This is a genomic window from Pantoea agglomerans, assembly GCF_020149765.1.
Lineage (GTDB): Bacteria > Pseudomonadota > Gammaproteobacteria > Enterobacterales > Enterobacteriaceae > Pantoea > Pantoea alvi.
Map to the genome: position 1 here is coordinate 1,977,469 of NZ_CP083809.1, position 21,313 is coordinate 1,998,781.

Below are 21,313 nucleotides of genomic sequence, written 5' to 3' on the forward strand. Positions count from 1 at the left end.
CGATAACGCCTGTATGCCCGAGATTATCGGGCCCCCTCGGTTTTCACCGTCAAGGACTTGGCTATGGGTATATTAAAAAATTTCACAATTCGCGCCGTTATGCTTTGGATTCTCGGCCTGTTTTGCCTGCTGTGGTGCGCGGTAGGCTGGTTTAGCGTGCATTCGCTCGGCGAGCTCAGCAAGGGCAATGAGGTCGATCGTCATCTGGTGGCTCAGATGACCATCTTAGGCAAGGGCAACGACCAGTATTTCCGCGTCATCACGCGCCTGTCGCGCGTGATGGAGATAAAAGCGGGCGGCGCGCAGCCCACCGACGCCGACTGGAAACCGGTCCAGCAGGCGCTGGACAATATGAAGCAGCAACTGGCGCAGTTTAAACAGATGGCGCCCGGCCCGATGGATCCGCAGATCGTCGATAAGGTCATCAGCAACTGGCAAAAACTGCTGGATGAGGGCGTCACGCCGCAGCTGGAGAAAGCGCGTCAGGCGTCGCTTGAGGCCTATCGCCAGCACGCCAGTACGGTAACGCCGGCGCTAAGCCGCGCCTTCGGCGCCAGCGCAGAGGCCTTTAACCAGGCGGCGGCGGTCACGCTCGATCAGACCCGCGTCAACGTCGATCGTCTGACCGTGATGACCAAAATCACCCTGGTGGCGGCGGTCTTCGTAGGCCTGCTGATCCTGCTGTTTACCGATCGCTACCTGGTAACCATGCTGGTTAAACCACTGGATCGCATCCGCGAGCATTTCGCCGTGATCGCCACCGGCGACCTCAGCCAGACGGTGCAGCCTTTCGGCCGCAACTGCGTGGGCAAGCTGGTGCCGCTGCTGAGCGCCATGCAGGAGAGCCTGCGCGAAGCGGTGAGCGCCATTCGCAGCGGCACCGAGAATATTTCGCGCGGCGCGGCGGAGATTTCAGCCGGCAATAACGATCTCTCTTCCCGTACCGAAGAGCAGGCGGCGGCGCTGGAGCAGACCGCCGCCAGTATGGAGCAGCTGACCGCGACGGTGAAGTTCAACGCCGACAATGCGCGTCAGGCCAGCATGCTGGCGGAAACCGCCTCGTCGACGGCGCAGCAGGGCGGCCAGCTGGTGAGCGAAGTGGTCTCCACCATGAACGGCATCTCCGGCAGCTCGAAGAAGATCGCCGAGATCACCAACGTGATTAACGGCATCGCCTTCCAGACCAACATTCTGGCGCTGAACGCGGCGGTGGAAGCGGCGCGCGCCGGCGAGCAGGGTCGCGGCTTTGCGGTGGTCGCCAGCGAGGTGCGCAATCTGGCGCAGCGCAGCGCCGCCGCAGCGAAAGAGATCGCCGCGCTGATTGAGGATTCGGTGCAGCGCGTCGATAAAGGGGCGACGCTGGTGAGCAATACCGGCAGCACCATGAATAATATTCTCAAGTCGGTGCAGGACGTGGACGCCATCATGAAACAGATCGCCGCCGCCTCGGAAGAGCAGAGCAAAGGCATCTCGCAGGTGGGCGTCGCCGTGACCGAGATGGACAGCGTCACGCAGCAGAACGCCTCGCTGGTGGAGGAGGTCTCCGCCGCCGCCGCCGCGCTGGCGCGTCAGACCGAATCGCTGGAGGCTTCAGTCTCCCGCTTCCGCCTGTCGTCGCAGACGCCGCTGGCCAGCGCGCCGTCTGGTCGCGACAGCGCGACGCCGTCCGCTGGAGGCACGCCACGCCTCAAAGCGGAGCAGAGCGCCGACTGGGTCACCTTTTAATCCCGCGACAGCCACGCCGCCAGATCCGCAAGGAAAGGCGGCGCATCCCTGACGGGGCGCTGCAGCAGGCTGTAGGCCGCCCCGGTTTTTACCCGGCTGGCGAACGGCGCTATGAGTCGACCGTTCGCCAGATCGCTCTCCACCAGATTAATATCCGCCACCGTTACGCCAAACCCCTGTATGGCCGCGCTAATCGCCAGATCCATGGTGCTGAAATGTTGATTACGCCCCATCGTCAGTCGGGTATTCTGGGCGCTGAGCCACAGCTGCCAGTCGCGGGTATCGCCGGTGGGATGCAGAAAGGTCATCGCCGCCAGCCCCGCGGGCAAGGCGGGCGGCGCGATATCAGCTGCCATCACCGGCGTAATCGCCTCGTCGAACAAGTGGATCGCCCCAGGCGGCGGCGTGCCGTACAGGATAGCGGCGTCGAACCCCTCCAGCTCGGCGTGATGCTCAAGCGTGGTGGTCAGCGCGACGTGCAGCTCCGGCCGCTGCTGCTCCAGTGCCACCAGCCGCGGCACCAGCCAGCGCATTGCGCAGGTCGGCGCCCTGAGGCGAATAACGCCATGCTGACGCATCGCCTTGTCCGTCGCGCCCGCCATCAGCTCAAATCCCTGCCGCAGCTCCGGCAGCAGCGCTGCGCCCTGCGAGGTCAGGCGCAGGCCGCGCGCGTGCCGTTCAAACAGCGCAAACCCCAGGTAGTGTTCAAGGGAGGCGATTTTTCGGCTTACCGCGCCCTGAGTGAGGCAGAGTTCGCCCGCCGCGTGCGTCAGGTTAAGATGCCGAGCGGTGACCAGGAAAGCGTGTATGGCGTTAAGCGGCAGAGAACGCGGCATTGTCACTCCAGCTATGCAAATTTGTCATGGCTATTATGACAACAATTCGCTTGTCGGCTCAAGCGCCGGGTCGTTGAATAGAAATTAACGAAAACGACATTTTTATGCAGCCGCGCAGGAGCACGCCCGATGAAAAGCAGCGTTAACGTCACGTCCAAACTGCCCGACGTAGGCACCACCATATTCAGCGTCATCGGTCAGCTCTCCGCGCAGCACCGCGCCATTAACCTGTCGCAGGGCGCGCCCAACTTCCCGTGCGATCCGGCGCTGGTGGAGGAGGTCAGCCGCGCCATGCGTGAAGGTCATAACCAGTATGCGCCCATGACCGGCTGGCCCGCGCTCAAAGAGGCGCTGGCGGCGAAGGTCGCCTCGCTCTACGGACAGCACTACGATCCAGCGACCGAAGTGCTGATCAGCGGTAGCGCCAGCCAGGGTATCTATATGGCGATTACCGCGCTGGTGAACCAGGGCGATGAGGTGATTTTCTTCGAGCCCGCCTTTGACAGCTACGCGCCGGTGGTGCGTTTGCAGGGCGGCATCCCGGTGGGTTTGAAGCTGCAGTTCCCCGACTATGCCATCGACTGGGAGGCGCTGCGCGCTGCGCTGACGCCGCGCACCCGCATGATCATTATTAATACGCCGCACAACCCGAGCGCGCAGGTGCTGACGCCCGCCGATCTGGCGCAGCTGGCAGCGCTAACGCGCGGCACCGATATTGTGGTGCTCTCCGATGAAGTCTATGAGCATATTCTGTTCGACGGCCGCGCCCACTGCGGTATGGCGACCCATCCGGAGCTGGCGCAGCGCAGCGTTATCGTCTCCTCATTCGGCAAAACCTTCCACGTAACCGGCTGGCGCGTCGGCTACTGTCTCGCCCCCGCCAGGCTGATGGAGGAGCTGGTTAAGGTGCATCAGTTTATGATGTACGCCGCCGATACGCCGATGCAGATCGGCTTTGCGCACTATCTGCAGCACGCCGGGAACTATCTCTCGCTCTCGGCCTTCTACCAGCAGAAGCGCGATCGCCTGGTGGCGCTGCTGCAGGCGTCGCCGTTTAAGCTGCTGCCGTGCGCCGGTTCGTTTTTTGTTTTGGCCAGCTACGGACATTTCAGTGACGAATCTGACAGCGAGATGGTAAAACGTCTTATCGTCGAACAGGGTGTGGCCACCATTCCGCTTTCGGCGTTTTATATGGACGGTACCGACAACAAGGTTATTCGGCTCTCATTTGCAAAAGACGACGTTACCCTGCAGCGCGGCGCGGAAGCGCTCTGTCGGGTGAAGGGTTAATCTCAGGGGAAAAAAATGAAAAAAGTGAACGCGATTTTTTTAGCGCTGGGCCTGATGAGTTCGGCGCACGCGCTGGCGGCGGAGACGCTGCGTTACGGCCTTGAATCGCAGTATGCGCCGTTTGAGAGCCGCAACGCGCAGGGCGAGCTGGAGGGGTTCGACATTGAGCTGGGCAAAGCCATTTGCGCGACCGGCAATTTTGACTGTCACTGGGTAGAGAGCAGTTTCGACGCGCTGATCCCGGCGCTGCAGGCGAAGAAGTTCGACGCCATTAACTCGGCGATGAATATCACCGAGGCGCGGGCGAAGAGCATCGACTTTACCAAGCCGATCTACCGCATTCCGAGCATGCTGATCGTGAAACAGGGCGAGAAGCTCCAGCCCACCGCTGAAGCGCTAAAGGGCAAGAATATTGGCGTGCTGCAGGGCTCCATTCAGGAGACCTACGCTAAAAAGCACTGGGAAAGCCAGGGCGTAACCGTCACCTCCTATCAGGATCAGAATCAGGTCTATAACGATATGGTTGCGGGCCGTCTGGACGGGACGCTGGTGATGTCCGCCGCCGGCCAGTCGGGCTTCCTCGATAAACCGCAGGGCAAAGGCTTTGCCTTCGCCGGCAAGGCGGTCGAGGATGACGCGATTCTCGGTTCCGGCATCGGTTTTGGTCTGCGTAAGGGCGATACGAAGCTGAAGCAGGCGCTGGATGCGGCGATTACCAAAATCCAGGATGACGGCACGGTGAAGAAGCTGGCGGAGAAATATTTCCCCGGCATCGACGTCAGCACGACAAAGTAAGAAGAAAGGGCGGCTAATAGCCGCCTTTTTTATCGCTGCCGCTGCCGGGGCGAACAGAGAAGAGATTAGCCCCTGTTATCCGAGCAGACTCTCCACGGTGACCGATGCTCCGCCGCACACGATCACCAGCACATTATCAGTCGGGCTAAAGCGGATCTTACGATCGTATAAGAGGGATAAAGAAACCCCGCATGCCGGCTCGGTCAGCACGCGGTGATCGTCCAGAAATCGCCGACAGGCTGAGGTGGCTTCCTCATCGGAAACCAGCAGGCTGGTCACATTGCCCCGGCACGCAACCTTAAAGGCATTTTCGCATACCTGACTGGCCGCCAGAGTGGTGGCAATCCCGCTGACGCTATCAAGACGCACAAGTCGGCCAGCATTGAGCGAGGCGTTGAGCGAGGCCGTGCCGTAAGTCTCAACGGCGTAGACGGGAATATGACTCAGCTGGTGCTTTTCCAGACCCTGGGCGAGGCCAGACAGCAGGCTTCCACCGCCCACGGAAAGAATCACCGCGTCCGGGCGAACGCCCTCGTTAATCACTTCATCCACGATTGTGCTGATCCCTTCCCAGAGCAGCGGGTTATCGAAGGGGTGAATATAAAAGATCTCATCCGTCGCCAGAGAGAGCGCGTAATCATTCGCCTCGCTCCACACCTTGCCGTGGACAACCAGCCGTGCGCCTTCCTGCTCAATCAGCTGTCGGGCTCTGGCAGAGGTGGTTTCGGGCACCACCACCGTAACCGGCACCCCCAGTTTGCGGCCGCTGTGCGCCACCGCGATACCGGCATTTCCGCCGGAGGAGCTGACAAATGCTTTCGCGTTCTGGCTGGCGTAATAACGGCAAATATGCGCGGCGCTGCGGAGCTTAAACGATCCGGTTGGCTGGGAGGACTCCATCTTCAGCCAGACAGAGCAGCCACTCTGCTGGCTTAATGGAAGAGAGTGGATCAGCGGGGTAGAGATGCTTATTGCCATTAATATCTGTCCTTATGAAAAAATATTATTATCTCGCCAGCGAGGGCGGCAGGCTGTTTCAGAAACCATCATAGAGTTAATACGCGGCAATACCAGCCTGGATTGAAAAACTTTCTTATTTATTGCGCTGATTCTGAAACAGGGTGGCCCGGCGGCGCAGCCGCGTCTGCTGTCGACTGTGCTGCGGTGAGACGCCGGTTTATTGAGGCGTAAAGATTATCTGTTGTTCTCTGCGTGGTTTTATTGTGGCTCGCGATGAAGGTTAAGATAAAGGCCATTAATAAGCAGCCAGCGGGCAGCTGGTTAAATAAATAGTGATCACCAGTTATAACTGGGCGCGATATTACGCCCGTGACGTCATTAATCTGATTAATTAAAAAAGCGCTTCACTATTTTTATACAAGTGGCCACACTCTTTACCAGAAAAAATGGCGCCATCAGCCAGGCGCAGCGAAGAGGTTTGCTTATTCAATCAGGCGCAGAGCAGGTTGACATTCTCTGTTTATTGGCGGGAATTGCCCCCAGCGAGACGAGTTAAATGCGGCGCATTTTAGCGCCGTGCTGATGCGAGACAGAATATGTACTCTAATGCAATATGGATTATGCTGGAGAAGTCAATTAATATCATTGGGCTGTTGTATATTAATTCGCTGATGGCCAAATATATTGGGCCAGAGAATTTTGGTAAGATAAATATCACCACCTCGCTTTTTGTTTTTGTGCAAACCTTATCCTGGTTTGGCGGGCAGAACATCATTTTCAAACGGATGAGCGAAAAGGCCGCCTCTGGGATCGCGATGGCGATCCACACGCAAAATCAGCGGCGCTTTTTCTTTCTGCTGTCATCAGGGGCGGTGTTAATCGCGCTCTCGCTTTTTTCTGATCCCGTGGTGTTTGCGTTTGGCGTGGCTAACTGCATCGCTACCTACTTTATTGTGATGGATTTCTTCTCTGTCTATAACAACACCCAGCTAAAATCAAAGATCAACACGATAACAAACGTAATCGGGCTCTCTGTTGCGCTACTGATCCGGTTCCTGGTGTCGCACTTTAAGATGCCGGTTTATTACTTCACTATACCGATCGTTATTATTCCTCTTGTGCCCTATATTATGCGCCTTATCTATTTCCACTATACCACCGAAGTAAAAGCGCGCGCGAAAGGGGGAAAGATTTATAATCTGCACCTGCTTTACACGGGCGGGGCGTTGATTCTCTCAAGCCTGTCTGCCGATATCTATACGCAGGTTTCGAGCCTTTTTTTAGCGCGGATACTCACCTATTCAGACCTGGGCGTCTATAGCGTGGCGCTCACCCTGGGTGGCGCATGGTCATTTATTGTTTTAGCGCTGATTACCAGCTTCTTTTCGCGCATCTACAGTGAAAAAAATCCGCTGGTGGTCGAACGCCTGCTGGTTAACATTAATCGCCTGGTTATCCTGCTCTCTCTGGTGATGCTCGGCGGCTTTGCTGTTTTTGGTGATGACGTTATCCGCCTGCTCTATGGCGAGAGCTATAGCGACGCCGTGGCGATTATTCCCGTTATTATCATCGGTACGATGTTCTCTTCGCTCGGCACCATTTGCTACCGCTATATCATAAAGGAATCGGGCTACAGCTACCTGGCTAAAAAGATGGTTTTATGCTGTCTGTTAACCATCCCCTTATCCTGGCTAATGATCCATGCATTCGGCATTAAGGGAGCGGCATATTGCTTTTTGATAGTAGAGCTTTTGTCCTGCACGCTGCTTAATTACTTTTTTAAAGATAAAACCATTTTCAAAATGCATCTTGGCATCTTCAAATCAAGAGGGTCTGCTTAAATGATAAAACAAACGGTAAAGTCCGCCTTAAAGATAAGTGCAAATATCTTTCCTGAGTCATGTGCAAAGGCGCACTATTTTATCAGGTTCAGGAAAAGACTTAACCTGACCAATCCCTCTAACCTTAATGAGAAGATTCAGTGGCTGAAGTTTAACGAACTCGACAACGATATTTACACGCTGTGCGCCGACAAATACAAGGTCAGGGAGTATGTCTCATCAAAAGGCTGCGGTGAGATCCTAAACGATCTCTACGGCGTTTATGATAACCCCCAGGATATCGACTACAGGGCGCTGCCCGAAAAGTTTGCGCTTAAATGCAACCATGGCGCAGGCTATAATATTATCTGTAGTGATAAAGCCCGGCTCGATATTGAGAAAACCAACCGGCAGCTCAACAGGTGGCTAAAAGAGGATTTCTCATCGCTTTTTGTCGAGCCGCAGTACAAAAAAATCGAAAGAAAAATTTTGTGCGAAAAGTTTATTGACAATGCGCGCGGCGGTTTTCCCGATGATTACAAGTTTTACTGTTTTAACGGCAGACCCTATGCGGTAATGGTCTGTGTCGGACGCGAAAAGGGAAGGCCAAAGTTCTACTATTTTGATATGAACTGGCATCCTCTTCCTTTCGAAGATACTCTTGAGCTAATCAGCAAAAACGATTATCCCGCCATGCCTGATGGCTTTGATAAAATGAAACACTATGCGACGCAGTTAGCCTCCGACTTCAAGTTTGTACGCGCCGATTTTTATCTTATCGCGGGCAGGGTTATTTTTGGCGAACTGACCTTTACGCCGTCAGCCGGGCTGGATGTTACGTTACAGCAGGCGGATATCATTTTAGGCAGCCAGTTAACCCTGTAACCCGCCGCGCAATCCTCTGCCGATCCTCCCTCCCTTGCCAGCGATGGCGCAGGGGACCCCATTAGCGTCCGTGAGTCGACAGTTGAGCCGTCTGTCGATTCAGCTGCCGTTGTCTCGCCAGATGCTGACCGGCCTTGCAAATTAACAGGGCAGCGATGCAGCGACCGCACCGCCACCGATGGTCAGCTCTGCGCCGCCAGCAGGCAAAGCCTCTCCGCCACCTGATAAGATTTCACAAACGACGAGATGGGCAGAAATTCGAAGCGGGAGTGGAAGTTGTGCGCGCCGGTAAAAAAGTTTGGCGTCAGCAGCCCCTTCGCCGACAGCGCCGCCCCGTCGGTGCCGCCGCGCATGGGGATCACCTTCGGTTCAATATTGAGATCCGCCAGCGCGGCGAAGATCAGATCGATGGCGCGGCGATCCGCGCCTACGGCGTTGCTGATATTGCTGTAGATATCGCTGATGCTGATGGTGACGCTGCCGGTCGGGTAGCGTTGCGCAATCTGCATCACCGCCTGCTGCAGCTGCGCCTTACGCGCGGCAAACTGCGCCAGATCGAAATCGCGAATCGAGGCCTTCAGCGTTGCCTGGCTGGCGCCCGCCTGCATCTCGTTAAACCAGATATAGCCTTCACGGCCCTCGGTATGCTCCGGCGTCTCCTGACGATCGAACAGGCTGATAAAGTCGTGCGCCATCAGCAGCGGATTGACCAGCACCCCTTTGGCCGACATCGGGTGCGCCGGCACGCCGGTGAAGGTGATTTCCGCTGAGGCGGCATTAAAGTTCTCATAAACCACTTCCCCCAGCTCGCAGCAGTCGATAGTCCAGGCGAAATCGACGTTAAAGCGCCGCTCCAGATCGAGCGCTTTGGCGCCGCGCAGGCCGATCTCCTCATCGGGCACAAAGGCCACCACGATATCGCCGTGATCGCCCTGCAAATTCTCCATCAGCGTCATCACCACCGTTACCGCCGCTTTATTGTCTGCGCCCAGCACGCTGGTGCCGTCGCTGAAAATAATCTCTTCGCCGAGATAGGGGGCGATCTCTGGATGCTCGTCGCGGCGCAGCCAGATATCTTCCCGCGCGTTAAGCAACAGATCCTCGCCCTGCCAGGTGAGGATCTGCGGATGGATATCGGGCGACAGCCCCACATCGACGGTATCGATATGGGTGATAAACCCGATGCGCGGCGCATCCTGCCGGTTGCCGCGCTTCACTGCGGTCACCGTGGCGCAGTCGTCGATAACGACCTCATCCAGCCCGAGAGCGGTCAGCTCCTGCGCCAGCAGCTGCGCCATGGCGTGCTGGGATGGCGTGCTCGGCAAAGTATTCGATTTAGCGTCGCTCTGGCTACTGACCGCCAGATAGCGGAAAAAACGTTGGGTTAACTGATTTGCAAGGGCTGTCATCACTGATCCTTATTTGTCTGCCAGCAGCAGGATTCGCTATGTTACGAAAACGTGGTATCCATAAAGCGCCTGGATCATTTAGGGAATCTGACCAACGGAAGTCAATAAAAAGTGAGGAAATGATGAAAGTGAAGATAGCGATGCTGGCGTTGCTGACCGCTACCCTGGCGCATAACGCCAGCGCGAAAACGCTGGTTTACTGTGCCGAAGGGTCGCCGGAAAACTTTAATCCGCAGCTCTACACCTCGGGAACCAGCGTGGACGCCAGCGCGGTGCCGGTCTTTAACCGGCTGGTGGATTTTAAATATGGCACCACCGAACTGGTGCCGAGCCTGGCGGAAAGCTGGGAGATCAGCCCGGACGGCAAGGTCTACACCTTCCACCTGCGTAAAAACGTCCCTTTTCAGAGCAATAAGGCCTTCAGGCCCAGCCGCGAATTCAACGCCGACGATGTTATCTTCTCTTTTATGCGGCAGATGGATAGCAAAAATCCCTACCACAACGTCTCGGGCGGCACCTACGCCAACTTTGACAGCCTGGAGTTGACCACGCTGATCAAGAGCATCGATCGCGTCGATGACCACACCGTGCGCTTTACCCTGAATCACGCGGAGTCGCCGTTCCTCGCCGATCTCGCCTGGTACTTCGCCTCGATTCACTCCGCCGAATATGCTGACCAGATGCTGAAGGCGGGCACGCCAGAGAAGGTCGATATGGATCCCATCGGCACCGGGCCGTTCCAGCTGGTGCAGTATCAGAAAGACTCGCGCATTCTCTATAAGGCATTTCCAGACTACTGGGGAGGCAAGGCGAAGCTGGACCGCATCGTCTTCAGCATTACGCCGGACGCGTCGGTTCGGCTCGCCAAACTGGAGAAGGGAGAGTGTCAGATTATGCCGTTCCCGAATCCCGCCGATCTGGAGAAGATGCGCAGCAACCCGGCGATTAACCTGATGCAAAAGGCGGGGCTGAATACCGGCTTCCTCGCCTTCAACACCACCAAAGCGCCGCTGGATAAGGTTGAGGTGCGCCAGGCGCTGGCGATGGCGATTAATAAACCCGCCATCATCGACGCGATTTTCAAAGGCACCGGCACCGCGGCGAAAAATATTCTGCCGCCGGGCGTCTGGAGCGAAAACAACGCGCTGAAAGATTACGACTACGATCCGGAAAAGGCGAAGGCGCTGCTGCAACAGGCGGGTATTAAACCCGGTACCGAGATCGCGCTCTGGGCGATGCCGGTTTCCCGTCCCTATAACCCTAACGCTCGGCGTATGGCGGAGATGATCCAGGCGGACTGGGCGAAAGTCGGCATCAAGGCGACAATCGTTACCTACGAATGGGGCGAATATCTCAAGCGGGTGCGCAGCGGCGAGCATCAGGCGGCGCTGATGGGCTGGACCACCGCTACCGGCGATCCCGATAACTTCTTCGGCCCGCTCTACAGCTGTAAATCGTCCCAGGGCGGCTCAAACTCGTCGAAGTGGTGCTATCAGCCGTTTGAAAAGCTGATCGTCGCGGCGCGCGCCGAGCCGGATCAGGGCAAGCGTACCGCGCTCTACCTGCAGGCGCAGCAGATTATGCATGACCAGATGCCGGCGGTGATGATTGCCCACTCCACCATCTTCGAGCCGGTGCGCAAAGAGGTGAGCGGCTACGATATCGATCCGTTCGGCAAACACATCTTCTATCCGGTCGATATCAAAGAGTAATCAGGCCAGTCCGGCAGCGATGGCGTTCAGGCGCTGCTGGAGAAAGGCGAGAAAGGGCGACAGCGCCGCGTTGCGCTGTCGTCCCGACACCCGTTGCAGCTGCAGCGTGCGCTGGCTGAGCTGGTCGACTCCCATCTCGCGCAGCACCAGATGCTGGGTTTGGGTGGCGTTGAGCAGGGTAAAGGCGCTGCTGATGGTGATCGCCTCGGGGGTATGAAGCAGAAACTGGTAAAGCGTGGCGAAATAGTCGCAGGTGAGCACCGGCTCAATAACGCAGCCGCGCATCTGGCAGGCGAGGTCGAACAGCTGCCGCACCGTGGTGTTTTGCTCCGGCAGCGCCATCGGATAGTGGCTGAGCGCCTCCAGCGTCACCGGCTGCTGCGCCAGCGGATGATCCTTGTGCATTGCCAGCAGCACCGGGGCGGGCCAGGATCCCATCACCTCTACGCCGCGTTCTGGATGAAGGCTGAACTGTAGCGCCACGTCGCACTCCCCGGCGCGCACCCGTTCCGCTACGCCCTGCGCGCTCTCTACCTTTAAGGCGAAGTAGACGCCGGGATTCAGCGCGCGAAACTCCGCCAGCAGGCCGGGCAGCAGGCTGAACGCCATGCCGTCGGTGCAGGCGATGCGGATCAGCGTGCGGCGGATCGCCTTCAGTCCCTTAATCTCCGCCAGCGCATGCTCCATATCGAGCTGGCTTTGCCGCACCTGACGGGCAAAGATCTCGCCCGCCTCATTAAGCACCATGCCGCGCGCATGACGATCGAACAGCGGCGCGCCCACCTGCGCCTCCAGCCGCTGGATCTGGCGGCTGATGGCGGAGACCGCCACAAACAGCTGCTCGCTGGCGGCGCTCAGCGACCCGCTGTTAGCCACGGCGAGGAAATAACGGATTTCACTGCTCAGCATCATCTCACCTCTGCACCCCGGCGGTGCGTGCCTCTTTATCGGGCATTCTAGCTTTGCTCTTAAAGCAAGGCTATGTCGATAAATTGATAATTGTGGCAATGCCAGGCTTTTGGCAAAGATAGAGCGACGACACAATAAAAAAGACAGGGCAAACATGACGGAACAACAGGCGATTCAACAGGCGATGCGCTATTTCGACAGCGGGGAATTTCAGCGGCTTCTGGCACGTCGCGTGGCGTGCGTCACCGAAAGCCAGCGGGCGGATCGCGACGGCGAGCTTAATCACTATCTGCATCAGGAGATCGCGCCGCAGCTGACGGCGCTCGGCTTCAGTCTGCAGATTATCGACAACACCGTAGCGGAAAATCGCCCGTTTCTGGTGGCGACGCGCATCGAGGATGAGTCGCTGCCGACGCTGCTGGTCTACGGACATGGCGACGTGGTATTTGGCGACGATGAAAACTGGCGCGACGGCCTGGATCCCTGGCAGCTGACCGAAGAGGGCGACCGCTGGTATGGGCGCGGCAGCGCCGACAACAAAGGCCAGCACTGCATCAATCTGGCGGCGCTGGAGCAGGTCTACCAGGCGCGCGGCGGCCGGCTCGGCTTCAACTGTAAGATCCTGTTTGAAATGGGCGAAGAGATCGGCTCGCCGGGGCTGGCCGCGCTGTGTCAGCAGCAGCAGGCGCTGCTGCGCGCCGATCTCTTTATCGCCTCCGACGGGCCGCGCGTTAGCGCGTCGCAACCGACGCTGTTCCTTGGCTCGCGCGGCGCGGTCAATTTTCGCCTTACTATCAGTGCGCGGGACAACGCCTATCACTCCGGCAACTGGGGCGGCCTGTTAAGCAATCCCGGCACCCAGCTGGCTAACGCCATTAGCACGCTGGTCAACGCGCGCGGCGTGTTGCAGGTTGAGGCGCTGAAGCCCGACTCGCTGAGCGCGGCGGTGCGCGCCATTCTCAGCGATATCGAGGTGGGCGGTATGCCGGGCGATCCTGCGCTGGACGCCGGCTGGGGTGAACCCGGCCTGACGGCGGCGGAGCGCCTCTACGGCTGGAACACGCTGGAGGTGCTGGCGTTTGAAACCGGCAATCCGGCGCGTCCCATGAACGCCATTCCCGGCGAGGCGACCGCGGTCTGTCAGCTGCGCTTTGTGGTGGGCACCGACTGGGAAAAGCTGGTGACGCACGTTGAAGCGCACCTGCGCGCCCACGGATTTGACTATGTGCAGGTTGAATTTCTGCGCGGCTCGCCCGCCACGCGCCTCGATCCGCAAAGCCCGCTGGTCGGCTGGGCGCTGGAGAGCCTGGCCGCCAGCAGCGGCAAAAAGCCGGCGCTGCTGCCTAACCTGGGCGGTTCGCTGCCAAACGAAGTCTTTTCCGATATTCTCGGCCTGCCGACCCTCTGGGTGCCGCACTCTTATCCGGCCTGCGGCCAGCACGGCGTCAACGAGCATATGCTGAAGTCCGTCGCACGCGAAGGGCTGCAGATCATGACGGCACTGTTCTGGCAGCTGGGAGGAGAGGGCGAGGCGCTGCTGGCACGCCAGCAGGCTTATTCAGGAGCGCGCGTATGAGCAGCCTGACGCAAGCGCCGCCGCAGGTTCAGATCCGGCCGAGCCTGCATAAAACGCTGTTCGCCACCTGTATTGGCAACGCGCTGGAGTGGTTCGATATTGCGGTTTACGGCTTTTTCGCCAGCTATATCGCCCACGCCTTTTTCCCCACCAGCGACGCCTCCGTGTCGCTGCTGCTCACCTTTGGCAGCTTTGGCGTCTCTTTTCTTATTCGTCCGCTCGGCGCGGTGGTGCTGGGCAACTACGCCGATCGCCACGGGCGCAAAAAGGCGCTGCTGCTCTCCATTAACCTGATGATGCTGGGCGGCGCGATCATTACCTTTATGCCGGAGTACGGCACCATCGGGCTGGCGGCACCGCTGCTGATCATGCTGGCGCGCCTGATTCAGGGCTTCTCGGCGGGCGGCGAGTTCGGCAGCTCAACGGCGTTTCTGGTGGAGCATTTTCCCGAGCGCAAAGCCTTTATCGCCAGCTGGCAGTTTGCGACGCAGGGCGCCAGCACGCTGATGGCCTCCGCCTTTGGCCTGGGGCTGACGCAGATCCTTAGCGAGGCGCAGATCCACTCCTGGGGCTGGCGCATTCCGTTTGCCTTCGGTCTGCTAATCGGCCCGCTGGGGATCTATATCCGCCGTCACGTTCATGAACCGGCCAGCTTCGCGCAGCAGGCGAAAACCACGGCGCCGCTGAAGCAGCTGTTCGGGCAGCAGAAAGAGCGGATGCTGCTGGCGATCGGACTGATGGTGATTTCAACGGCGGTTAACTACATGCTTAACTATGTGCCGACCTACGCCACCAAAACGCTGCATCTGCCGGGCAGCGTCGCGTTTAGCGCCACGCTGCTGGCGGGCGCCATTTTGACGCTGGTCACGCCGCTGATGGGGCTGTGGGCCGAGCGCGTAGGGCGCGTGCCGCTGATGTGGGGCTCGCTGCTGCTGCTGCTGGTGACGATCTATCCCGCCTTCAGCTATATGGTGGATCACACCTCGCCGCTGACGCTGATGCTGCTGGTGGGCTGGATGGCGCTGCTGAAATCGATCTACTTCTCCACCGTGCCGTCGGTAATGGCGGATCTCTTTCCGGTGAGCACGCGCGCCAGCGGCATGGCGATCGGCTATAACGTTGCGGTGACCCTCTTCGGCGGCTTTGCGCCGCTGGTCTGCACGCTGCTGATTAACGCCACCGGCAGCAGCCTCGCGCCGGGATACTATCTGATGGCGGTATCGCTGCTGAGCGCCGCGGCGCTGCTGCGCAGCCGGTCGCGCGTTGCCTGAACGCGTTTTAGAGAAGGGGTTACGGGCGAGGAAGGGGCTTATCGTCTCGCGTCGCAAGGCGCGAGACGGCCTGTTACCGGGGCGGGACAACCGTACAGCTTCGCATAACTGCGGCTTTTACAGCTGAAAAGGCCGTCTCGAGGACGGCCTTCAGGTGGTGTGCTGACAGATTATTCAGCCTGAAAAGGGCTATTGCGCTGACAACGCTGTCGAATAGCTGTTTTGCTCCAGGAGGCCCGTCTCAGCTTTACAAGGAGAACTGCAGATAGGCGACGTGCGTCTGCAGGTATTCTTCCAGCCCATGCCGTCCGTCGGCACCGCCGATGCCCGATTTACGCCAGCCCGCATGGAAACCCTGCATCGCTTCAAAGTTTTCGCGGTTTACGTAGGTTTCGCCGAACTTCAGCTTGCGCAGCGCCACCATGGTGGTATTCAAATCCCGCGTATAAAGAGAGGAGGTCAGGCCGTACTCGCAGTCGTTAGCCAGCGCGATGGCTTCGTCCAGCGTTTTAAAGGTCATCACCGGCAGCACCGGGCCGAAGATCTCCTCGCGCATAATCTCCATATCCTGACGGACATCGGTGATAATGGTAGGCTGGAAAAAGAAGCCTTTCTCACCGGCGCGTTTGCCGCCCAGCACCACCTTGCCGCCCGCCGCCACCGCGTCCGCCACTTTTTTCTCGACGCGCGCCAGCGCGGCGGCGTTAATCAGCGGCCCCATATCCAGCTCGCGCTGCTCTGCCGGATCGCCGAAGGTCACGGCGTTAAACGCCTCGGTTAAGGCGCTCATAAAGCGGTCGTAAATGCCTTCCTGCACATAAACCCGCTCCGCGCAGTTACACACCTGTCCGCTGTTGATGACCCGGGAGCTGACGATCGCCTTAACCGCTAACTCCACATCGGCATCATCCATCACGATGGCGGGCGCCTTGCCGCCCAGCTCCAGCGACACTTTGGTCACGTTTTTTGCCGCCGCCGACATGGTGGCGACCCCTGCGCCAACGCTGCCGGTCAGGCTGACCAGACCAACCTTCGCATTGGCGGCCAGCTCCTGACCAATCTCCGGGCCGTAGCCATAGACAAGATTAAACACGCCCGGCGGCAGGCCGATGCGATCAACGATCTCAGTAAAGATGCTGGCGTTAAGCGGCGTCAGCTCGCTGGGCTTGATCACAATGGTGTTGCCGGTAATCAGCGCGGGCGCAGCTTTGCGCGCGATCAAAAAGAAAGGGAAGTTCCACGGCAGGATCCCGGTGGTCACGCCGATCGCCTTTTTAAAGACAAAAATGTTTTCATTTGGGCGATCGCTGTTGACGATTTCGCCCTCATAGCGGCGCGCCCACTCGGCCATATATTCCAGATAATCGGCGGTGAACAGCACCTCGGTCTGCGCCAGCCCCTGCGTTTTCCCTCCTTCGGCGACGATAGTGGCGGTGAGTTCCGGCTCGCGGTCGCGGATCGCGGCCGCCAGCTTGCGCAGCCAGTTGCCGCGCTCAACGGCGGGCAGCGCCTCCCATGCCGGCTGTGCGCTTTCGGCGGCGTCAATCGCGCGGCTGGCGTCCTGCGCGCGACCTTCAGGTATGCGAGCCAGCAGCGCTTCGGTGGCCGGATTGATCACCTCAATCCATTTATCGCCGCTGTGCGCGACAAACTCACCGTTAATGTAATGTTTGAGTTCTGTTGTCATCTGCCGAATCTCCGATGTCGGGTACGTTAATAAAGTGTTTTATAAATGCAGCGTGAAACAAAACCCAAAGCGTCACCTTAGTCTCACTGCCATGTGCGGTGCGGCGCTGGCAAATATAAGCAGATTGGGATGATAACGGCGGCAGAAGGTTGTATTGGTCGGCAGCGGCCCGCATATCTACCTGAGTTGCACAAAGCGGAATTTGGGCCAACACTTTCAGTAGGTATAAGGGGGATGTTATGGCTAGCGGATGGGCGTCAGACGGCGCCGTTCAGGAACAGATCGAAAGTACGGTAAATGATGAGATCGCGCGCGTGCGCGGCACCATGAGCAAAGGCGAAAGCGCCGAGTTTTGCGACGAGTGCGGCGAGCCGATCCCACAGGCGCGCCGTGAGGCGGTGCCCGGTGTGCGCTTCTGCCTGGCGTGCCAGCAGGAGCATGACAAGGCGCTAAAGGGCAGCGCGCTCTTCAACCGCCGCGGCAGTAAAGACAGCCAGCTGCGTTAGCTCAGGAGCCTGGCATGGCGAGGCCGCTGCCGATGAACCATGCCAGAAAGCCGACGCCAGCCGCGATAATCGCGATCGGAAACAGAATACCCACTCTCATTAAAACCTCGTTATCTCTATCTTTGCGTCAGGCGACCTGCATTACCGCGCGGTGCGTTTTCAGCATGCTAAACAGTTGAAACTGGGAGGCGTCGCTAACGTCGCGCAGCACTTCACCCTTTTTATAGGTAATGCGGTGTACCTGACCCAGCTGACGCCACACCACCAGCGCCGAGGCGATCAGCGCGCAGTTATCTTCCGCCTGCTGGCACTCCAGCGTGGCGTACTGCGCCTCTTCCAGTCCATTAATAAAAATCTTTAACGCGCTGGCGGGCAGTATGGCGCGCAGGTCGTCCAGCATGACGCGGCTGACCCCACGCGTTAAAAACAGCGTTAACCATTTTCCCGTCATCTCTATCCCGGCCATTGAAGATTTTTACCGTTTTATACGGTGTTAAGCGCCATTAGTGAAGCGATCTTTCTGTTGCTGCCAGCGGCGAGACAAAAGCGGCAGCCAGCTGATAAATGTGCTGCGCGGCACAGCATATTTCAAAAAAAACCTGAATAATAAGTTACTTAAAGGATGATCCCGCTGCCAGTCCGACAAAGTCGAAACTGTGATCCGCGTAGGGAGTAACTGGCGGATATTGCCATTCCGGCTTTGCAATCGGCAGCCATCCAAAGGCTGAGGCGTTCAGGCGCGCCGTAGACTGCCTGCTAATCAGGAACCCGGTTTCCTGTAGGCCTCAACCTTATGCAAGGAATAACAATGAACAGTGCCATTATTGCAGGTATCTTCTGGCATCTCGTCGGAGCTGCCAGCGCCGCGTGTTTTTACGCGCCGTTTAAACAGGTGAAAAAGTGGTCATGGGAAACGATGTGGTCGGTGGGCGGCTTTGTCTTCTGGCTGATCCTGCCGTGGGCGGTGAGCGCCGTGCTGCTGCCGAACTTCTGGGCTTACTACGGCAGCTTCAGCCTCTCTCAGCTGCTGCCGGTATTTCTGTTCGGCGCGATGTGGGGCATCGGCAACATTAACTACGGCCTGACGATGCGCTATCTCGGCATGTCGATGGGCATTGGCATTGCGATCGGCATTACGCTGGTGGTCGGCACCCTGATGACGCCGCTGATCCAGGGGCGCTTCGGCGAGCTGTTCGCCTCGACCGGTGGTCGTCTGACGCTGCTCGGCGTCGCCGTGGCGCTGGTAGGGGTCGCCATCGTTTCCCGCGCCGGCCTGCTGAAGGAGCGTGCGCTGGGGATCAACGCCGAGGAGTTCAACCTCAGAAAGGGGCTGGTGCTGGCGGTACTGTGCGGCATCTTCTCGGCCGGCATGTCGTTTGCTATGGATGCGGCTAAGCCGATGCATGAAGCGGCGGCGCAGCTGGGAATCGACCCGCTCTACGTCGCGCTGCCAAGCTATGTGGTGATTATGGGCGGCGGGGCGCTGGTCAATCTGGCGTTCTGTTTTATCCGCCTGGCGGTGAAGCCGGATCTGTCGCTGCGTCGCGATCTCGCCGTGGCCAGGCCGCTGCTGATTGCCAATATCGCCTTCGCGGTGCTGGGCGGCACGATGTGGTATCTGCAGTTTTTCTTCTACGCCTGGGGCCACGCCAGCATTCCGCCGCAGTATGACTACGTCAGCTGGATGCTGCATATGAGCCTGTACGTGCTGTGCGGCGGACTGGTCGGGCTGCTGCTGAAAGAGTGGAAGTCGGCCGGGCGCCGTCCGGTCAGCGTGCTCTCCATCGGCTGCGTGGTGATTATTATCGCCGCCAATATCGTCGGACTTGGTCTGGCCGCGTAAGCCTGCAGGAATAAGGTTTTAACGCAGAGATAAAGTGCCCGCACGGGCACTTTTTTGGCGCTGCCGGAGAGATAAACGGCTGATGCTTTTTTTCAGGACGGCGTTTTGTCCTGCGCTGAACTGCCTGACCGCTGCGGCACAAACTGCTGGCGCCAGGCGCTGGGGGTTAAGCCCGTGTCGCGGGTAAACACCACCGAAAAATAGTTGCTGTCGTCGAAACCGCAGCGTGCCGCCACTTCGCCAATCAGGCAATCCTGGGTGCGCAGCAGATGCTTCGCCTGACAGAGCTGCAGCTGGCGCAGGTAGTGGCCGACCGTCATGCCGGTCTGCTGACGAAACAGCTGCTTCAGTGCGCGCTCGTTCAGCGAATTCTGCTGGCAAAACGCCGCCAGATCGAAGGGGCGCGCCACCGCGCCCTGCAGCGCCGACATCAGCAGGTCGAGCTGTTCGCCCTCCGGCAGCGCCCAGGGGCGATCCGCCGCATAGCCGTGACGGCGCAGAATCAACGCCAGCTGTAAAAAGAGCGCTTCGGTGAGCTGAATCGAGAGGGGATCGCTCTTGCGGCTCTCGCGCTCCAGCTGGCTGATAACGCCGCGCGCCAGCGCCATACCGCGCGTGGTCAGCCGCCAGCAGCCGGGGGCGTCGCCCCCCTGTGGCGGCAGCAGTTGTCCCCAGTCGAGCGCCAGGCCGAAGCGGTCGCGGCAGTAGAGAATATTGTCCAGCACCAGATCGTTGACGCTGTCATAGCTGTGGCAATCCCGATCGCGAATATAGAAGACGTCGCCGCAGGTAATCAGCCAGGGGCGATCGTTAAGAATATGCAGGCCGTTGCCGCGCCAGACGATAACAATTTCGCTGAACTCATGCTGGTGAGCGGGAAAAGAGGGCTGCGGCATCCGCTCAGCCACCGTAACCGGCAGGCCTGGGGCGGCAAAATAGTCGTCCCGACTCAGTATCAGCGTCATCGCTCGCTCCTTTTACATCATCTGCTGGCGCTCCGCGCGTGGGGCGCAGCCAAATTCACGTCGAAACAGGGTGGAGAAATGGTTACTGTCGCCGAAGCCGCACTGAAAGGCGATATCGGTGATGCGCAGATCGCTGTGGCGCAGCAGGTGACGCGCCTGCAGCAGGCGCAGACGGTTCAGATAGCGCTGCGGCGTGCTGCCGGTCTGCTGCTTCATCTGACGGTGTAGCGTGCGCAGCGACAGCGAAAAGCGGTCGGCCAGCGCCTCCCACAAAATTTCTTCACTGTAGTGGTCGTTAAGCCAGTCGAGCAGGCGATGCAGGCGTGCTTCCTGATCCTGCGCCTGCTCGTTGCGGCACGCTTCGCGCAGCAATACCAGCAGCTGCAGAAAGAGCTGTTCCTGTCGCGCCTGCTTCTCCAGCGACCAGCCATCATCCTGCCGCATCTTCGCCACCACATCCAGCGCCTGCGTCATCACTTTGGTATTTATCCGCCAGTGGGAAGCGTAGTTGCCCTCGCGATCGTTCGGCAGCAGCGCCTGCAGACCCGACAGAAAGCGAAACGCGCCCGGACTGCGGTAGAGCACGTTGGTCAGGCAGAGATTATCCGTCTGCTCATAGAGGTGGCGATCGTGATCGCGCACGAAGCAGACGCAGCCGGCGCAGAGCGTCTGCGGCTGGCCGTTGAAGACGTGAATGCCTGAACCCTGTTCCACCAGCACGATTTCATGAAAATCGTGGTGGTGTTCGGGAAACGCCTGCTGCGGCACGCGCGGTTCGATAGCGATGGCGTAGTCGCCCGGCGGGAAGAAATCGGCACTGTGTAAAATCGTCATGGGAGCCTCGGTCATTTAACAAAAGCGTAACCGAGTCTACTCAGCGCCCGCGCGGCTCACCTTGAATTTTCAACCACGAAGCGCAGGAAATCTGCTTTTTATTCAAGATATTCCCGCCAGTTAACAGAATTGCGGCGAAGCTCACATCCATCGCCCTTGCGCCTCTGTGATCTCTCTCACGAACTTCTTTGCAAACCTGCCAGCGGCATTGCCGCGCTGGCAGTAAGGGGAAGGTGGCGGGCGCGCAAGGTTCCTACTCTGTCAGCATCATATCTAAGGAAGAGCGGACC

19 protein-coding genes are annotated in these 21,313 nt (G+C 58.7%); 10 read left to right on the top strand and 9 right to left on the bottom strand.

The annotated features are described in order from the left end of the window. The first annotated feature begins 63 nt into the window (after nt 1-63). Nucleotides 64-1,725, top strand: coding sequence for a methyl-accepting chemotaxis protein (locus LB453_RS12040; RefSeq protein WP_103795828.1), 1,662 nt, complete (start codon nt 64-66; stop codon nt 1,723-1,725). Here the strand turns inward: LB453_RS12040 and LB453_RS12045 are convergent. Next, nucleotides 1,722-2,561: a LysR family transcriptional regulator gene (locus LB453_RS12045; RefSeq protein WP_103795827.1), complete on the bottom strand. Its 840-nt coding sequence runs from the start codon at nt 2,559-2,561 to the stop codon at nt 1,722-1,724. The two genes, LB453_RS12040 and LB453_RS12045, sit on opposite strands and share 4 nt — an antisense overlap. Nucleotides 2,562-2,690: 129 nt before the next feature. Here LB453_RS12045 and LB453_RS12050 point away from each other — a divergent pair, with 129 nt between their 5' ends. After that, nucleotides 2,691-3,851 (top strand): methionine aminotransferase, encoded by a 1,161-nt coding sequence (locus LB453_RS12050; RefSeq protein WP_103795826.1) that lies wholly within the window; start codon nt 2,691-2,693, stop codon nt 3,849-3,851. Between the two features lie 15 nt (nt 3,852-3,866). Further along, nucleotides 3,867-4,646 carry a transporter substrate-binding domain-containing protein gene (locus LB453_RS12055; RefSeq protein ID WP_103795825.1) on the top strand — a complete coding sequence of 260 codons (780 nt, stop codon included), beginning with the start codon at nt 3,867-3,869 and terminating at the stop codon, nt 4,644-4,646. Nucleotides 4,647-4,721: 75 nt separating this feature from the next. On the opposite strand, the gene LB453_RS12060 is transcribed toward LB453_RS12055, so the two are convergent. Continuing rightward, complete coding sequence (locus LB453_RS12060) at nt 4,722-5,624, bottom strand: pyridoxal-phosphate dependent enzyme (protein WP_103795824.1); 903 nt, start codon at nt 5,622-5,624, stop codon at nt 4,722-4,724. A 602-nt stretch (nt 5,625-6,226) separates the two neighbouring features. Between LB453_RS12060 and LB453_RS12065 the strand changes: the two genes are divergently transcribed. Further along, nucleotides 6,227-7,447 (top strand): oligosaccharide flippase family protein, encoded by a 1,221-nt coding sequence (locus tag LB453_RS12065; protein ID WP_233215850.1) that lies wholly within the window; start codon nt 6,227-6,229, stop codon nt 7,445-7,447. Further along, on the top strand, nt 7,448-8,311 hold the full coding sequence (locus LB453_RS12070; protein ID WP_103795822.1) for an ATP-grasp fold amidoligase family protein: 864 nt from the start codon (nt 7,448-7,450) through the stop codon (nt 8,309-8,311). It abuts the gene before it with no gap. Nucleotides 8,312-8,493: 182 nt separating this feature from the next. Here the strand turns inward: LB453_RS12070 and pepT are convergent, their stop codons facing one another. Next, nucleotides 8,494-9,720, bottom strand: a complete 1,227-nt coding sequence (gene pepT / locus LB453_RS12075) for a peptidase T (protein WP_199187314.1) — start codon at nt 9,718-9,720, stop codon at nt 8,494-8,496. A gap of 122 nt (nt 9,721-9,842) precedes the next feature. Here pepT and LB453_RS12080 point away from each other — a divergent pair, with 122 nt between their 5' ends. Further along, the gene (locus LB453_RS12080) at nt 9,843-11,432 is read left to right on the top strand and encodes an ABC transporter substrate-binding protein (protein WP_103795820.1); all 1,590 of its coding nucleotides are present in this window, start codon (nt 9,843-9,845) and stop codon (nt 11,430-11,432) included. On the opposite strand, the gene LB453_RS12085 is transcribed toward LB453_RS12080, so the two are convergent. Continuing rightward, nucleotides 11,433-12,341: a LysR family transcriptional regulator gene (locus LB453_RS12085; RefSeq protein WP_103795899.1), complete on the bottom strand. Its 909-nt coding sequence runs from the start codon at nt 12,339-12,341 to the stop codon at nt 11,433-11,435. A 154-nt stretch (nt 12,342-12,495) separates the two neighbouring features. Between LB453_RS12085 and LB453_RS12090 the strand changes: the two genes are divergently transcribed. Together LB453_RS12090 and LB453_RS12095 are read left to right on the top strand one after the other, a co-directional pair. Next, the gene (locus LB453_RS12090) at nt 12,496-13,917 is read left to right on the top strand and encodes a M20 family metallopeptidase (RefSeq protein ID WP_224481752.1); all 1,422 of its coding nucleotides are present in this window, start codon (nt 12,496-12,498) and stop codon (nt 13,915-13,917) included. Beyond that, the gene (locus LB453_RS12095; protein ID WP_103795818.1) at nt 13,914-15,188 is read left to right on the top strand and encodes an MFS transporter; all 1,275 of its coding nucleotides are present in this window, start codon (nt 13,914-13,916) and stop codon (nt 15,186-15,188) included. Before LB453_RS12090 ends, LB453_RS12095 begins: the two co-directional genes overlap by 4 nt. A 247-nt stretch (nt 15,189-15,435) precedes the next feature. Here LB453_RS12095 and aldA read toward each other — a convergent pair whose 3' ends face one another. Next, entirely contained in the window at nt 15,436-16,875 is a 1,440-nt protein-coding gene (gene aldA / locus LB453_RS12100; RefSeq protein WP_103795817.1) for an aldehyde dehydrogenase, read from the bottom strand. 239 nt (nt 16,876-17,114) lie between these two features. On the opposite strand from aldA, the gene LB453_RS12105 reads away from it, so the two are divergent. Beyond that, nucleotides 17,115-17,381, top strand: a complete 267-nt coding sequence (locus LB453_RS12105; RefSeq protein WP_103795816.1) for a DksA/TraR family C4-type zinc finger protein — start codon at nt 17,115-17,117, stop codon at nt 17,379-17,381. Between the two features lies 1 nt (nt 17,382). Here the strand turns inward: LB453_RS12105 and LB453_RS12110 are convergent, their stop codons facing one another. After that, nucleotides 17,383-17,481: a YoaK family small membrane protein gene (locus LB453_RS12110; RefSeq protein ID WP_146053821.1), complete on the bottom strand. Its 99-nt coding sequence runs from the start codon at nt 17,479-17,481 to the stop codon at nt 17,383-17,385. Nucleotides 17,482-17,508: 27 nt separating this feature from the next. Then, nucleotides 17,509-17,832: a hypothetical protein gene (locus tag LB453_RS12115; protein WP_103795815.1), complete on the bottom strand. Its 324-nt coding sequence runs from the start codon at nt 17,830-17,832 to the stop codon at nt 17,509-17,511. Between the two features lie 357 nt (nt 17,833-18,189). On the opposite strand from LB453_RS12115, the gene rhaT reads away from it, so the two are divergent. Then, nucleotides 18,190-19,224 carry an L-rhamnose/proton symporter RhaT gene (rhaT, locus tag LB453_RS12120; RefSeq protein ID WP_224481753.1) on the top strand — a complete coding sequence of 345 codons (1,035 nt, stop codon included), beginning with the start codon at nt 18,190-18,192 and terminating at the stop codon, nt 19,222-19,224. A gap of 92 nt (nt 19,225-19,316) precedes the next feature. On the opposite strand, the gene rhaR is transcribed toward rhaT, so the two are convergent. Beyond that, a complete protein-coding gene (rhaR, locus tag LB453_RS12125; protein WP_103795813.1) occupies nt 19,317-20,189 on the bottom strand; it encodes an HTH-type transcriptional activator RhaR in 873 nt (290 codons plus the stop codon). A 12-nt stretch (nt 20,190-20,201) separates the two neighbouring features. Then, nucleotides 20,202-21,023 carry an HTH-type transcriptional activator RhaS gene (rhaS, locus tag LB453_RS12130; RefSeq protein WP_103795812.1) on the bottom strand — a complete coding sequence of 274 codons (822 nt, stop codon included), beginning with the start codon at nt 21,021-21,023 and terminating at the stop codon, nt 20,202-20,204. Nucleotides 21,024-21,313: the final 290 nt, after the last annotated feature.